Annotated in this window: 12 protein-coding genes; 7 read left to right on the top strand and 5 right to left on the bottom strand. The window is 34.9% G+C overall.

Annotation, left to right across the window (positions count from 1 at the left end):
* Window positions 1-213 precede the first annotated feature (213 nt).
* Genes uxuA through ACQ9BO_RS18630 form a run of 4 tightly spaced genes read right to left on the bottom strand, consistent with a single transcriptional unit; the run spans window position 214 to window position 3,353 of the window.
* Complete coding sequence (gene uxuA, locus ACQ9BO_RS18645) at window positions 214-1,398, bottom strand: mannonate dehydratase (protein ID WP_431241954.1); 1,185 nt, start codon at window positions 1,396-1,398, stop codon at window positions 214-216.
* A 16-nt stretch (window positions 1,399-1,414) separates the two neighbouring features.
* Window positions 1,415-2,227 (bottom strand): SDR family oxidoreductase, encoded by an 813-nt coding sequence (locus ACQ9BO_RS18640; RefSeq protein ID WP_431241953.1) that lies wholly within the window; start codon window positions 2,225-2,227, stop codon window positions 1,415-1,417.
* A gap of 8 nt (window positions 2,228-2,235) precedes the next feature.
* Window positions 2,236-2,901: a bifunctional 4-hydroxy-2-oxoglutarate aldolase/2-dehydro-3-deoxy-phosphogluconate aldolase gene (locus tag ACQ9BO_RS18635; protein ID WP_431241952.1), complete on the bottom strand. Its 666-nt coding sequence runs from the start codon at window positions 2,899-2,901 to the stop codon at window positions 2,236-2,238.
* Between the two features lie 2 nt (window positions 2,902-2,903).
* On the bottom strand, window positions 2,904-3,353 hold the full coding sequence (locus ACQ9BO_RS18630; RefSeq protein ID WP_431241951.1) for a YhcH/YjgK/YiaL family protein: 450 nt from the start codon (window positions 3,351-3,353) through the stop codon (window positions 2,904-2,906).
* A gap of 478 nt (window positions 3,354-3,831) precedes the next feature.
* On the opposite strand from ACQ9BO_RS18630, the gene ACQ9BO_RS18625 reads away from it, so the two are divergent.
* Window positions 3,832-4,110 (top strand): LacI family DNA-binding transcriptional regulator, encoded by a 279-nt coding sequence (locus ACQ9BO_RS18625; RefSeq protein WP_431241950.1) that lies wholly within the window; start codon window positions 3,832-3,834, stop codon window positions 4,108-4,110.
* Window positions 4,064-4,822 (top strand): substrate-binding domain-containing protein, encoded by a 759-nt coding sequence (locus ACQ9BO_RS18620; RefSeq protein ID WP_431241949.1) that lies wholly within the window; start codon window positions 4,064-4,066, stop codon window positions 4,820-4,822. The genes ACQ9BO_RS18625 and ACQ9BO_RS18620 overlap by 47 nt, the downstream gene beginning before the upstream one ends.
* Window positions 4,823-4,965: 143 nt before the next feature.
* On the opposite strand, the gene ACQ9BO_RS18615 is transcribed toward ACQ9BO_RS18620, so the two are convergent.
* Entirely contained in the window at window positions 4,966-6,135 is a 1,170-nt protein-coding gene (locus ACQ9BO_RS18615; RefSeq protein ID WP_431241948.1) for a DUF4861 family protein, read from the bottom strand.
* Window positions 6,136-6,329: 194 nt separating this feature from the next.
* Between ACQ9BO_RS18615 and ACQ9BO_RS18610 the strand changes: the two genes are divergently transcribed.
* The 5 genes from ACQ9BO_RS18610 to ACQ9BO_RS18590 all read left to right on the top strand — a co-directional run bounded on the left by ACQ9BO_RS18610 (window position 6,330) and on the right by ACQ9BO_RS18590 (window position 14,781).
* On the top strand, window positions 6,330-6,989 hold the full coding sequence (locus ACQ9BO_RS18610; RefSeq protein WP_431241947.1) for an HAD family hydrolase: 660 nt from the start codon (window positions 6,330-6,332) through the stop codon (window positions 6,987-6,989).
* Between the two features lie 485 nt (window positions 6,990-7,474).
* On the top strand, window positions 7,475-10,402 hold the full coding sequence (locus ACQ9BO_RS18605) for a triple tyrosine motif-containing protein (RefSeq protein ID WP_431241946.1): 2,928 nt from the start codon (window positions 7,475-7,477) through the stop codon (window positions 10,400-10,402).
* Window positions 10,403-10,822: 420 nt separating this feature from the next.
* Complete coding sequence (locus ACQ9BO_RS18600; protein WP_431241945.1) at window positions 10,823-13,816, top strand: family 16 glycosylhydrolase; 2,994 nt, start codon at window positions 10,823-10,825, stop codon at window positions 13,814-13,816.
* 76 nt (window positions 13,817-13,892) lie between these two features.
* Window positions 13,893-14,303 (top strand): discoidin domain-containing protein, encoded by a 411-nt coding sequence (locus ACQ9BO_RS18595; RefSeq protein ID WP_431241944.1) that lies wholly within the window; start codon window positions 13,893-13,895, stop codon window positions 14,301-14,303.
* A gap of 214 nt (window positions 14,304-14,517) precedes the next feature.
* On the top strand, window positions 14,518-14,781 hold the full coding sequence (locus ACQ9BO_RS18590; RefSeq protein ID WP_431241943.1) for a T9SS type A sorting domain-containing protein: 264 nt from the start codon (window positions 14,518-14,520) through the stop codon (window positions 14,779-14,781).
* The last annotated feature ends 75 nt before the right edge of the window (window positions 14,782-14,856 follow it).

Genomic DNA, 14,856 nt, shown 5'->3' with positions numbered 1-14,856 from the left:
GGTTTTGGTTAGTTAGTTTTTTGCGCGATTTGCCACGAAGGCACTAAGGCACAAAGATTATTTGTTTTTTGTTTCACGCAGATTCGGCAGATTTTTGCAGATTTTTTTAATATATCTGCTAGTATCAGCTAAAATCTGCCGAATCTGCGTGAAATTTTTTAAGCTTTTTTGATTAAAAAACTTCGAGTCTTAGCGCCTTCGTGGCGGCTCCATTTATAAGGATCGTTTAATCCCCAATTCAAGTCCTCGCAATTCTGCAAGACCTCTCAAACGGCCAATTGCAGAATAACCAGGATTTGTTTTTTTCTTCAAATCATCCAACATTTGGTGTCCGTGATCTGGACGCATTGGCAATTTGCTGTTATTTCTTTTTTCGACTTCCAGAATTGCTTTTACGACTTCGTACATATCAACATCGCCTTCAAGATGATTTGCTTCGTAGAAACTTCCTTCTTCGTCGCGTTGCGTGCTTCTTAAGTGAATAAAATTCATTTTATCGCCATGACGTCTTACGATTCCCGGCAAATCATTATCAGCGCGAACGCCGTACGAACCTGTACACATCGTAAATCCGTTTGATTTTGAAGGAGCCGCATTCATCAATTCGATCAAATCTTCTTCAGTGCTAACTACTCTCGGCAAGCCTAAAATCGGGTAGGGAGGATCATCAGGATGAATGGCCATCAACACACCTTTGCTTTCGGCAACCGGAATAATTTCTTTTAGAAAATGAAAAAGATTATTCTTTAAAGCTTGTCTATCAATATGATTGTAGGCGCTCAAAGTCACTAAGAAATCTTCAACAGTATACGCTTCTTCAGCACCCGGAAGTCCAGCCAGAATATTTTGCTGTAATTTGATTTTGTCTTCAGCAGTCATGGCTTCAAAATAACTTTTAGCTTTTTGGATTTGTTCTGCAGAATATTCGTTTTCTGCGCCAGGTCTTTTCAAAATGAATAATTCAAAAGCGACAAAAGCATTAATATCAAAACGAAGCGCTTTTGAGCCGTCTTCAACTGTATAAGACAAATCAGTTCTTGACCAATCTAAAACAGGCATAAAATTATAACACACGCATTTGATGCCGCATAAAGCTAAATTTCGAATGCTTTCTTTATAATTTTCAATGTATTCCAGATATTTTCCGGTTTGCTTTTTGATGTCTTCATGAACTGGAATACTTTCTACAACCGACCAAATCAAACCAGAAGCCCCTTTTTTAGGGTCGCCGTCCTCGTGTTCGATCTCCACTTTTCGTTTAATGATTTCTTCAATACTCCAAACTTGTCCATTTGGAATATGGTGCAATGCAGTTACAATTCCGGTCGCTCCGGTTTGTTTGATATCTTGTAAAGAAACAGGGTCATTTGGTCCGAACCAGCGTAATGTTTGTTCCATTTTTTTATCTTTAAAATTAAATACTCGTAGCAACAAAACCGCCATCAACTTTTAATACTGTTCCTGTAACGAATTTTGACATATCGCTACATAAATATAAAAGTGCGCCGTCAATATCTTCAGGTGTTCCAAAGCGTCCCATTGGAGTTTGTCCGATGATTTTTTCACCTCTCGGAGTCAGTTTTCCTTCTGGAGTAAGCAACAAAGCGCGATTTTGTTCGCCAATGAAAAATCCTGGCGAAATCGCATTTACACGAATTCCTTCGCCATATTTTGAAGCCAGTTCAACCGCCATCCATTGTGTGAAATTATCAATAGCCGCTTTTGAAGCCGAGTAACCCACAACTCTTGTCAAAGGTCTTTGTGCGGATGCTGATGAAATATTAATGATGTTTCCTGATTTCTGTTTTGCAAAAAGCTCCGAAAAAACCTGTGAAGGCAACATTGTTCCAATGATATTTAGGTCGATTACTTGTTGTAAATCCTCCGTTTTCATATCATAAACCGCTTGATCCGGCTGAATTGTTGCACCTGGCATATTTCCTCCAGCGGCGTTGATTAAAATATCTAGACGGCCGTATTTTTCAACAATAAAATCTTTTATTTTTTCAACTTCTTCTTTATTCAAAACATTAGCTTGAACGGCAAAAGCTTGACCACCGTTTTCTTCGATTGTTTTTACTGTATTTTCTGCTTTTTGAAGTGATTGAGAAACGATCCCGACAATTACGCCCTGTTTTGCCAAAACGTTTGCAAAGTTGCTTCCTAATACGCCGGCACCGCCTGTTATAAGTGCAATTTTTCCTTTTAAATTAAATATTGAATCCATATGGTTATTTATTGTTTTCTTAAAGTTTCGATGATGTCGAGCACTTTTTTAGTTTCATTTTCGATTGTTGCATAATCACCTTCTTCCATGCGCTTTTTAGTAATGAGTTTGCTTCCCATTCCAACAGCCGATACACCTGCAGAAAACCAACTCTCAATATTGGCATGCGTAGTATCAACGCCTCCAGTTACCATAAAAGTCAAATCAGGAAAAACATCTTTGATACTGCTCATGAATTCTGGACCAAGTACATTGCCAGGAAAAAGTTTGATGAAAGTGATGCCTGTATTTTCCGCGACAATGATTTCTGTTGGCGTCATACATCCTGGAGCGTAAAGTGAGTTTTTGCTTTTTAAGAAGTCAGCAACTTCTGGCACAAAACCAGGACTGATAAAAAAATCAGCACCTGCTTCGTGAAAGTCCTTAGCTTGCGATTTATTTTTTATCGTTCCAATTCCTAAAAGCATTTCAGGCATTTCTGCATTTCTGATTTGGACCATTTTCTTGAAATTCACCAAAGCTTCCGAGCCTCGGTTCGTATATTCGACCGCTCTGATTCCTGAGTTGTATAAAGCACGAAGAACTTCAATACTGATTGTTGCATCGGTATTGAAATACAAAGGTAGCATGCCTTGTTTTGCAACAGTTTCTATTGAATTTTGAATGGAGCTCATCACTAAATTTTTACTTTGAAAACTAGTTTTTTCAGTGATCCTTCGCCAATCATTGCGGCGTGAACATCTTCTGGATATAAAATCGCAAACTGTTTTTCTTGTAATTCAAAAAACATATCTGGTTGGTCATGAAAAAAACGAACGTCTTTCTCGTCGCTATAATCGCCATTCGGACTTACACATTTTTCTCTAGGTTTCCATGCATAAGTTTCTGGACCTTTCAACACAATTTGAATGTCGATGTTTTTGTCATGGCATTCAAAACCTTTTATGCTTTGTTCTTTGGTTGTTCCTTCACCGGCAATTACAATCAGTTTTAGTCCTTCTGTAATTTCCAAAACTCCTTCTTCAAGTTTGTTGATGTCGTTTTGATTCACATAATCAAAAGCCGTTTTGAAATTTGGATGAAGACCGAAGTATTTTGATGCGCTATTTAATGAATCTACTATCATTTTTTTATTTGGTTGTTTTGATAATTAGTATTTAATTTTTTATTTAAATAAAATATTTTATTTTACTGGTTTTTAATGTTTTATGTGTTATTTGTCATGTTTTTGACAATGATTGCATTTACTGCTCATTTAAACAATTGAAACAGTATTTCTTATGATTTGATTATACTTAAAGTTTTACTTTTAATGTTTAGTATAAATGATCTTAATATTAATAAGTTGATTTTTATGTTTTTAATTATTTGACTGTGAGCTTTTCAACAATTAAATCTTAAAAAAATAAATAAATTGTATTGTTGTTTTTATGGTTTGTGTATTTTTGCGTGTACGCACACGGTGTTTTGCAAATGTATATAAAAAGAGATGTAAAACAACTTATATTTGATAAAAAAATAATAATTTTACGTGGCTAATCTATTTTTTTAACCTAAATATCAGAAATATCATAACAATTAAAAAAATTGCAGAACTCGCTAATGTGTCGCCAGGAACGGTTGACAGGATTATTCATAATCGCGGGCAGGTTGCACAGGAAAATGTAGATAGAGTCAATGCCATTATTGAAGAATATGGTTATAAAAGAAATATTTTGGCAAGTAATCTAGCATTGAATAAGAAGTTTCGAATAGCGGTTTTTTTGCCTAAATATGAAAATCTGGAATATTGGAAAAGCCAGATTTCTGGTGTGGAAAAAGTCTGCGGCCGAATTCATGAAATTTGGAATTGTATTGGATTATTTTTTCTACGATTTCAATAAAGAATCTTTTCAGAAAGAGATTAAGAAAGTTATCGATTTTGAATGTGACGGATTGCTTTTTGCACCGATTTTTTACGAAGATTCTGTTCAGTTTCTAAAAGTATACGAAGAGAAAAATATCCCTGTTGTGATGATTGATTCTAATATTTCTGAAGAAAACCAGCACGCTTATGTGGGCCAGGATGCTTTTCAGAGTGGTTATTTGGCGGGAAGACTGATCAGTTTTGCGGTAAAAAACGAAAGACAGGTTTTGATTTTTAAAATAGCGAGAGAAATCGAAAGTACATCTGTTTATCTTCAGCGAATTGACGGATTCTATTCTTATTTTAAAGATCATGACGAACTTACAAATTTTAAGTTTTCTGAAATTACTATTAAAGATTCTGGAATCGATCAGCTGTGTATAGAAATGTTCAAAGACATCAATAGTGTTTTTGTACCTAATTCGAGAGCTTATATCGTGGCTCGATTTTTAGAAGAAAATGATGTAAAAGGCGTTAGAATTATTGGTTTCGATTTATTGAATGAAAACATTGAATATCTGAATAAAGGAATAATCGATTTCTTGATTAATCAAAGGCCCGAAGAACAGGGATACTTAGGAATTAATTATTTGTATAAGAAATTGGTTCTTCAGGAAGAAACAGAACGAATTCAATATATTCCGTTGGAAATTATTTTGAAGGAGAATTATTTTCCTGCGAAGAAGTAAGATTTTAGTTTAAAAATGGTATTTAAACATAGCCCACGGTTTCAACCGTGGGAAACGTGTTGATATTATGATTATATTCCCACGGTTGAAACCGTGGGCTATTTTTGATTAAAATAGAAAAATTTTGTGTCTTCGTGACAAAATCACTTTTTAAGCTTCACAACAAGTGGATTATTTATTTTCTCAGCAAAAGAAGACAAATAAGTTTCCCATTCCTGCTTGGTTTGAAACGGACTGCCTTTTTTCCATCCAAAACCAGCGTAATAAATAGCTTTTCCGTTTTTAACTGTGATATTTCCGTAAAGATTACTTAATTCTTTTTCGTTTGTAACGTGATTGTCAAAGCTTGTCATCGCATTTTTTGGAGCGACTAAACCCATTCCAATTTCAGAATCGTCAATTGGTTCCCAATAACTCAACCAGCCACTTTTTAAGTTGGTTCCAATAGTTCCTTTTTTGTCATGAAGCGTCAATCCAACAGAAATGCTTTTAGTTCCAGTAATTGATGTTTCATAACGCGAAAGATAACTTCCGTAATCCAAACTGATCAATTTTGATTCGGTTATTTTGTTGCCTTTTGCATCCCAATCGGCATAAGTCAAAATGAAACTAGTTCTGATTGGCCCAGTTGTAATGGTTTTCCAGCTGATAAAATTCTTCGAAAAATAATATTTTCCATCAACATTTATTGCAATTCCGCCAACTCCTCGGCTGTCTCCAACTTGAAAATTGTCTAAACCTTCGCCTGTATCTTTGTGATAAGTTCCTTTTCCTGTAGTCATTTTATCATACCATTTGTTGATAATTGGATAATCGACTCTTTTTAGCCACGCGTCTATACCACTTGTCAAGGCACCTCCAGGAACTTTGTCTTCTACCATTTTTTGTGCGACTGGACCATAAGCTCTAAAAGCGACTTTGTTGTTTTCCCATGCATAATCGTCTATTCTTTCTGGTACAAAACGGGAATAACAGCTTGCTGTTTGTGAAGCGGAAGGATTTGTTCCAATGAAAACTTCAAAATCCTGTTTTGACTTTGCTTTGATTTTTGGCTGAAATAAAAGAACATCCATTGTTCCGTCGCCTTCATTATCAACTGTTTGGGTTTCTAAAAATGAGTTTGTGTTACTATCTTTTACCGCATAATTTTCAAGTTTTGCAGTAGTTGGCAATCCGAGTGTTTTTTTAGTTAATTCGACAGTTTCAAATTCTCTGTCCGTTGCTAAAGTATTGGTTATTGTAATGGTTTTGTTTTGAGAATAAAGGGCAAAATTGCTTACCAGAATTGCGCTCAGTAAAAGATTTTTTTTCACAATTTGTATTTTTTTATAGGTTCGATAGGATTTATAAAATTACAAATCAAAAGGCACATACAAATACAGAAGAGGAGTAATTTTGTCCAAAAACATTGAATATCTGGTAGGGTTTGCTTTGCAATGAATTTGACGTAAAATATTTTTTGTAAATTTCAATACTTGTGTTTTGAGCAAGAATGAATTTTAATTAAATGAAAATCAATAAAATGGTTAAATGTATAATTTTCGATTGTGATGGAGTTTTAGTAGATACAGAAAAAATCGGTAACGGAATTTTGCTTGAAATGGCGACTGAACATGGTTTTGAAATGCATATTGAAGATGCCTACCGAAATTTCAACGGACGAAATTTAAAAGACTGTTTTCGCCATATCGAAGAAGCAATCGATCAAAAACTTCCTGATTCTTTTGAAGCAGAATACCGCCAAAAAAGTTTTGAAGCATTTAAAACTCAGGTAAAACCAATGGAAGGTGTTGTTGAATTTATCGAAAATATCGAAAAATTAAAAATCCCGTATTGTGTAGCTTCCAGCGGTCCGGTTGAAAAAATAAGGCTGAATCTTGAAGTGGCAGGTTTATTGGATAAATTCGAAAACAAAATATTTAGTTCCTATCAAATCAACAGCTGGAAACCTGAACCGGGAATATTTCTGCACGCCGCCAAAGAAATGGGTTTTGATGTCAAAGATTGTATTGTTCTTGAAGATAGCAAAGCGGGTGTAAAAGCCGGAATTAGTGGCGGATTTAAAGTGTACGGTTTTGCAAACGGCTATAATAATGAAGATTTAGAAAAGGAGGTAGCAGTCCTTTTTCATAGCTATGAAGAGTTGAGCGAGATACTGGATTTTTGATTTTAGAATTCAGATTTTAGATTTTAGATTTAAAGCTTGTGTTAAACCCGACAGGTTTTAAAAACCTTAATCAGCCTTCGACTTCGCTCAGTCTGATAAGATTGGAGCTTAAGTTATTTTAAGTTGTCAGCCTGAGCGAAGTCGAAGGCACGCAAAGTGTATCCACATTTTATGTCATCAATCGTTTTTTAAAATCACAAGATTGTGCGAATAGAACTTTGTCAAAGTTGATTCCTAATTATAGTTTAAATTTTATCTTACAATTACAAAATTGTTAGATTAAAATGTAATTTGTTGCACTAAAATAAATTTTTATATATTTGAATTTCGACATTCTCTTTTTTTGTTTGGTAATAATGAATAATTGTTATTTATACATTTAATATTGAATGTTTTTTGCCTAAAGAAAAATGACTTCTCCCAAAGAGTTATTTTGAAATTGTGATGTTCAAAAATCACAAAATAACCTACAGACAGAAACAAAAATGACGAAATTTATTAGAATTTTAATTTTATCGGCATTACTCATTTCTCCAATTTTAAATGCACAGATTAAAAAAATTGGAGTTCCTTTTATACTTAATTATAATCCGAAAACGTACAAAGCCGCTTCTGAAAACTGGGATGTTTTGCAGGATTCTAAAGGAATGATGTTTTTTGCCAATCATTTTGGAATTATGCAGTTTGACGGTGTTCGCTGGAGCATCGTTACACAACCAGAAAATAGGAGCATGGTTCGTTCGCTTGCCATCGATAAAAACGATAAAATGTATGTGGGTGCCCAAGGCGATTTTGGTTATGCGATCCAATTGCCAAACGGACAGTATCAATATACATCCTTAGTAAAATTACTTCCGGAATCGGCTCGAAATTTTGGTGATGTTATACATACCGTTATCCGAAATGATGAAGTGATTTTTTTCTCCTATGAAGAAATTTTTATTTATAAAAACAATAAAATAAAGGTTTTAAAGTCTAAAGAAAAATTTGATGATTTCTTCGAAGTCAATAAAGAAATCTATATTTCTCATGATAGTAAAGGTTTGTTGAAATTAAAAGGCGATAAATTAATTTCGGTTGAAAATGGAGAGAAGTTTGCCGGAATGAAAATTAGGAAAATCTTTGGAATTCAAAATGGTCTTTTACTTTTTACGCAAAAAAACGGACTTTTTACTTTTAAAGATAATCAGTTAAAGCCTTTTGTGACAGAAGCAGACAATGTTTTGAAGCAAAATCAAATTTCTACAGGCATCCAGCTTTCTGATGGTTTTTTCGGAATTGGAACCCGACAATCGGGGTTGATAGTCATAGATGGTTCGGGACGTTTGATTCAGCATATTAACAAACAAATGGGATTGCAAAACGATTATGTGACCAATTTAAAGGTTGATAAAGAGGGCAATTTGTGGGTTGCGCTTAAGGAAGGAATTTCGCTGATCCAGATTTCTTCGCCATTGTCCAGAGTTTTAGATACTTCGAATTCAGAAACTAAAATATACTGCGACCAGATTTATCAGGACAAATTGTATATCGCGACAGACAACGGTTTGTTTTGGATGAATTGGCAGTCTTATAAAAATGGAAAACACGAAAATGCAAACTTTCAGCACGTTTCTGGAATGTCTGAGAATGTTTGGAATATTGGTGTTTTTGGAAACTCTCTTTTGGCTTTTGAGAAAAATGGAATCTTTGAAGTTTCTGGTAATTCAGCAAAATTATTGGCAAAAGTGGATGGCGCTTGGAAAGGAATTTTAGTTCCGAATCAGCCTGATTTATTGCTTGTTGGTGGTTATAACGGAATGTATCTTCTCAAAAAAATAAATAATTTGTGGGTTTATCAAAATAAAATAAAAGGTTTTGAAGAAAGCGACCGTGTTATTGAAACAGATAAAAACGGCGATTTCTGGATTGCTCACGGATACAAGGGAATTTATAAGATTAAATTTAATAAAACATTTGATGCTGTTTCTGACGTTCAGTTTTATAATCAAAAAAATGGTTTTCCGTCAAGTTTATTTCTAAATACAATTAAAATCAATAACCAGATTCTTTTTGGAACAACCAAAGGAGTTTACAAGCAAGATTCTCATTCGAAGAAAATGATTCCTGAACCCGTTTTTAAGAAATATCTCGGGCTTGAAAGTCATATACGGCTTCTAAAATCTGATAATCATAATAGTATTTGGTACATTTCTGGAGAAAATACCGGAAAAATGACAAAAATGCCAAACGGAAGTTTTGAGGTTGAAGAGCTTCCTTTTAGAAAACTACGTTATTCATATGTTCCAGGTTTTGAGAATATTCAAACGACGACCAGTGGTGATGTATTTTTTGGAACACAAGATGGCTTAATTCATTATAATGCCATTAAAACCAAAAAGTACAAAACGAAATATAAAGCAGTAATTTCAGAAGTGAAATGTATTTTTCCGAAAGACAGTTTGATATTTTCAAGCCGTTATGATGTGCTTCCAAATAAAACAAAAGGTGCCGGAGAAAAGATTTTACCTATTTTATCGCATTCCAATAATGCATTGCATTTTTCTTTTTCATCTCTTTTTTATGATGAAGCCGATGCTACAAAATACGAATACTGGCTGGAAGGTTTTGAACCAAAATGGTCAGATTACAGTTTGCAAACCGAAAAAGAATATACCAACTTGCCTGAAAAAGAATATGTTTTTCATGTGAGAGCCAAAAATATTTATGATGTGGTAAGCGAAGAAGCGGTTTTTCGTTTTGAAGTTTTGCCACCTTGGTACAGAACAATTTGGGCCTATATTTTGTATTTTATACTTTATTGTGTTGTCATTTATTTGGTTATTAAATATCAAAAATCTGTAGCAGAGCATGATCGTCAGCAGTTGATTCTGAATCAGGAAAAAGAATTACTGCGCGCTCGTGCGGAACTTAACGAACAGAGATTGAATTTGGAACAGGAAAATATGGCTATTGTTCGGGAAAATCTCGAAGCAACGATCAATCTTAAAAATGCCAAAGTAGCTTCAAATACCGTGAATCTTATTCATTTAAATGAAATTTTGCTTTCGATAAAAGAATTAATCGGGCAGATGGATAAGAAGAACGATCCAAATGTGAACTTTAGTTTGTTGACCAAAATAAACAAATTGATCGATCACGAATTGCAGGGCGACAAACACTGGAATGAATTTGAAGAAATCTTCAATCAGTTGCATGATAATTTTATGCAGAGGATGAAAACAACTTATCCGGAATTGACTCCTCGTGATATGCGATTGTGTGCTTACTTGCGAATGAACTTCAATACAAAAGAAATTGCGCCGCTTTTAGGAATTTCTGTTCGTGGAGTTGAAGATACTCGATACAGAATTCGAAAAAAATTGCAACTTCCTTCTGACGCAAATATCACAGAATTCATTCTAAATTTTTAAGTGATATTTAAACACATAGAAACATAGTTTTGCATTGTCTATAAAAAAGGCGTTTCACTAGTTTAAGTAAACATAGCTATGTGTAAAAAACGTGTTTTTTTAAATTCATTCTTCTCAAAATAAAATCTATGTTTCTATGTGTTTAAAATTTTCAGGACTTTAAATGAAGCCTATTTTAGTATTTTCATGATTAACAATACCCTAAAAAAAGAGATTTTATCTAGTAAGTAAAATCCTAAGTAGTTTTACGTCTTTTTTCTGCATTTTTTTACGACCACCGTAGTCAAACCGTACCCGAAAATGTAAGTCTAGCCTGATTTATTTGGTAATATTGTCGGATTATTAGTAAGATAATGACTTGTTTACTGCAAAACAGGTTTTATTTTGATAATAAGCTTTACTAACAAAAAACTAAAAAAAATGAATCAAAATGACTCTTTTTTCGGCCGACCACCGAAAGACAATTTCTATTATTTTAAACAATTTTTGGCTGTAGCACTATTTGTGTTTTTGCCATTATTAAAAGTTCAGGCGCAATGTAAAACATTGGTTTGGTCTGATGAATTTAATGGCACTACTGTCGATTTAACAAAATGGCAGAGTATTTCAGGAAATGGCTGTCCTTCACTTTGCGGATTCGGAAATGCTGAAGCGCAACGTTACGATCCAAATCAGGCAACAATTGTAAAAGAAGGAACAAACAGTTACTTAAACATTGAGGCTAAATACCAGCCAAACGGATCTTTTCCAGATCAGCCGTATGCTTCTTCAAAATTAACTACAGAAGGAAAGTATTCGCTTAAATACGGAAGAGTTGAAGCTCGTATGAAGCTGTCAAACGGACAAGGCGCATGGCCAGCTTTCTGGATGCTTCCCGTAAACGGAAATTGGCCTTATACGGGTGAAATTGATATTATGGAAGCCAAACACAGAAACCCACAATCTGTAGACGGAACAATCCATTATGACGGAAACGGATATCATTTTACGGGAAGAAGCTACAGTTCGCCAACTGATTTATCTTCAGATTTTCACGTTTATGCTGTAGAATGGGGACCAAATTTTATCAAATGGTACGTTGACGATGTTTTATTTCACACCGCAACACCAAATACTACGGTAAACGGTGGATGGCCTTTTAATGATAGTCAGTTTTACATTATTTTAAATCTTGCCGTTGGTAGCGCAGGAACGCCTTATACAAGTGTAAATGGAGCAGGAGTAGCACCAATTCCGGGAGATTTCCCTGCAAAATTACAAGTAGATTACGTTCGTGTTTATGACGGAAGTTATAAATATGCTGTTGCTGGTGATGCAAAAGTGTATCAAAACGAAACTAGCAAAACGTATTCTATAAATGCTATTGCAGGCGCAACTTATAATTGGACAGTTCCTTCGGGAGCGACAATTACGGCTGGACAGGGAACAAATGCTGTAACAGTAAATTGGGGAACTACAGGCGGAGATGTTTCGGTAACGGCAACAACTTCCGGCTGTACTGCTAACACATATAAATTGGCTGTTGCGACAGAAGTCGCGATTCCGGTTGAGAAAATTCAGGAAGATTTTCAAACGAACCGAAATGTTGTTTATGGAAATAAAACGGGAGTTTTAACAGAATCTGTTGCTAATCCTTCTGCGACTGGAATCAATACTTCGACTTTGGTTGGAAAATATGTTCGTAACTCATCTGAATTATACGATGTTTTCAATATCAAAAATATCGTAATCAGCAATGCCAATGATTATGTGTCAGGAAGAAAAAGAATCTCTTTTGATTTGTATACTTCGGCACCGGTTGGAACAAAAATTTCTATGCAGTTAGAAAACAGCAATGTTACAACGGCAACCAATTATCCGTCAGGAAGACACAGCGGTTATAAAGCGACTACAACAGTTCAGAATAAATGGGAAACTATTGAATTTGAATTTGAAAAAATTATTGATCCAAACACAAGTGCGTTGACAATTAATAATGTGGCGTTACTTTTTGAATCAAATTCAAATTCGGGAGCGACGTATTATTATGATAATCTGTTAACAAGAGCTACTCCAGAAAAACCAATTGTTGCCACAGACGTATTGCAGAACTACGACGGCATCAATAAAATTATAAAAGGAACTACAACTGGAACTTATACAGTTGTAGCAAATCCGGGTTCAAATTCAGTTAACTCGTCTGCAAATGTGGCGAGATACGTTAGAAATGTAACCGAACAATACGACGTACTTTTCTTTAATACACAAACTTCAATCGAAGATGCAGGTTTATTCAAAAACCAAACTAATAAAATTATGATTGATGTTTATACAACGGCGCCTGTTGGAACGGTTGTAAGTGTGAATTTTGAAAATAGTGCGACTTCGCTTCCTGCAAATTATCCAACGGGAAGAAATAGTAATTATGTAGCGATTACAACGAAACAAAATCAATGGGAAACGCTGACATTTTACTATAATTCAAGTCCAGATGCCGGAACTTCAAACCTGGCAATTAACCAAATGGTTCTTTTGTTTAATTCTGGTTCTTACACAAGTGATACGTATTATATTGATAACATCAGAATTGGTGCAACTAAACTTCCGGATACTTACACACCTGGAGTAGTTTATGAAGATTACCAAAATACACATAATATTACGTTTAGAGACGCTATCGGAACTTATACAGCAAACGTAGCAAATCCAAGTGCGACAGGAATTAATACTTCATCAAATGTTGGAAGGTACGTTCGTAAGTCAACAGAATTGTATGATAATTTCTCATTCAATACGACTTTAACAAACATTGGAGATTTTAAAGCGGGAACTAAAAAATTCGCTATGGATGTTTATACATCAGCTCCAGTTGGATCAATTATTTCATGGCAGGCAGAAAGCAGTGCTTCGGTTCCATCAAATTATCCGGTTGGAAGACATAGTATTTATCAAGGAGTTGTAAAACAAACGAATACTTGGCATACCGTAACTTTTACCTATGTAAGCACGCCAGATGCATCTACTGCAGATAATGAAGTAAATCGTTTTGTTTTCTTATACGAGCCAGGAACAAATTCTGGAAACACTTATTATTTTGACAATTTAAGAGCTTTAAACTTAGTTTCTACAGAAACTCCGGTTGGATTGCCTTCGCCGTGGGTTAGTACAGATTTAGGTGCGGTAACACCAGCGGGAGAAGCGACACATTCTAGCGGAACTTTCACTATTAAAGGTTCAGGAACTGATATTTGGGATACAAGTGATCAATTTCAATTTGTAAACCAATCCATTACAGGCGATGCTGAAATTATTGCTAAAGTTAATTCATTAACTAACACAAATACTTACGCCAAAGCTGGGGTTATGTTTCGCGAAACGCTTACACCAACTTCCAAACATGCGATGACCGATGTGACACCAGCGCACGGGAGTTGAGTTTTTATCAAGAGATACTACTTCGGGAGTAACTGTAGCCGATGTTGCGGCGGGAACTGCTCCAAAATGGGTTCGTGTGGTTCGTTCAGGAAATGTATTTACGTCTTATACTTCTGATAATGGCACAACGTGGACACAGCTTGGAACTCCAAAAACAATTACAATGGCAAATACCATTTATGTTGGAATGGCAGTTACGTCTCACGCAAATGGAACTTTAGGAACGGGAGTTTTCAGCGATGTTATTGTTCGAAATATTACGCCAAATCCGAATGTGAATTTAGCTTTAGCTAAAACAGCAACGGCTTCTACAGAAGAGAATCCAACTTTATCAGCTAATAAAACAACAGACGGAGACGGAACAGTTTCAAGATGGGCGAGTTCTTTTGCAAATGCAACAGAATGGATTTATGTGGATTTAGGAAGTAATTATAACCTAAACCGTGTTGTATTGAAATGGGAAGCAGACTTTTGCAACACAATATAAAGTACAGCTTTCTACAGATAATGTTTTCACAGAAAATGAAACTATCAATACGCAAACGGCAAGCGACGGAGGAACTGATGATTTAACCGTAAGCGGAACAGGAAGATACCTTCGTATTTTATGTACAACAAAAGCTTTAACTCCTTACGGATATTCATTATATGAAATTGAAGCTTACGGATCAGCTTCAACAGCTAAAAAAGCGAATGTTATAGTGGAAGAAAGTGCACCGGAAAATGTTGTTTTTGCAATCTATCCAAATCCGGCGAGCGATTATATTCAAGTTGCAATTCCTGAAAATTTAGACAACAAAATCATCACGATTTATGACAATTCAGGAACATTGATTCATCAAAGTAAACCTGAAAAAGAAGCTAGTGAAAGCGTAATTGATTTGAGTAGACTGAGAGAAGGAATTTATATTCTGAATTTCAAATCAGATCAGAAAAGCTGGAGTAAAAAGTTAATTAAGAAATAATTAAAAACAAATTGGGTGTGATGATCCTAAATAGTTACACCCAATTTTTTACACATTTTATTTTCTCATTCTTAC

Source organism: Flavobacterium sp. P21, assembly GCF_050632225.1.
GTDB lineage: Bacteria > Bacteroidota > Bacteroidia > Flavobacteriales > Flavobacteriaceae > Flavobacterium.
This window is presented reverse-complemented; position numbering and strand designations above follow the sequence as displayed.

Coding starts and splice junctions, on each gene's coding strand:
- ACQ9BO_RS18635 (WP_431241952.1), bottom strand. CDS start 2,901: ATGAGCTCCATTCAAAATTCAATAGAAACTGTTGCAAAACAAGGCATG.
- ACQ9BO_RS18605 (WP_431241946.1), top strand. CDS start 7,475: ATGACGAAATTTATTAGAATTTTAATTTTATCGGCATTACTCATTTCT.
- uxuA (WP_431241954.1), bottom strand. CDS start 1,398: ATGGAACAAACATTACGCTGGTTCGGACCAAATGACCCTGTTTCTTTA.
- ACQ9BO_RS18600 (WP_431241945.1), top strand. CDS start 10,823: ATGAATCAAAATGACTCTTTTTTCGGCCGACCACCGAAAGACAATTTC.
- ACQ9BO_RS18610 (WP_431241947.1), top strand. CDS start 6,330: ATGAAAATCAATAAAATGGTTAAATGTATAATTTTCGATTGTGATGGA.
- ACQ9BO_RS18620 (WP_431241949.1), top strand. CDS start 4,064: ATGAAATTTGGAATTGTATTGGATTATTTTTTCTACGATTTCAATAAA.
- ACQ9BO_RS18630 (WP_431241951.1), bottom strand. CDS start 3,353: ATGATAGTAGATTCATTAAATAGCGCATCAAAATACTTCGGTCTTCAT.
- ACQ9BO_RS18640 (WP_431241953.1), bottom strand. CDS start 2,227: ATGGATTCAATATTTAATTTAAAAGGAAAAATTGCACTTATAACAGGC.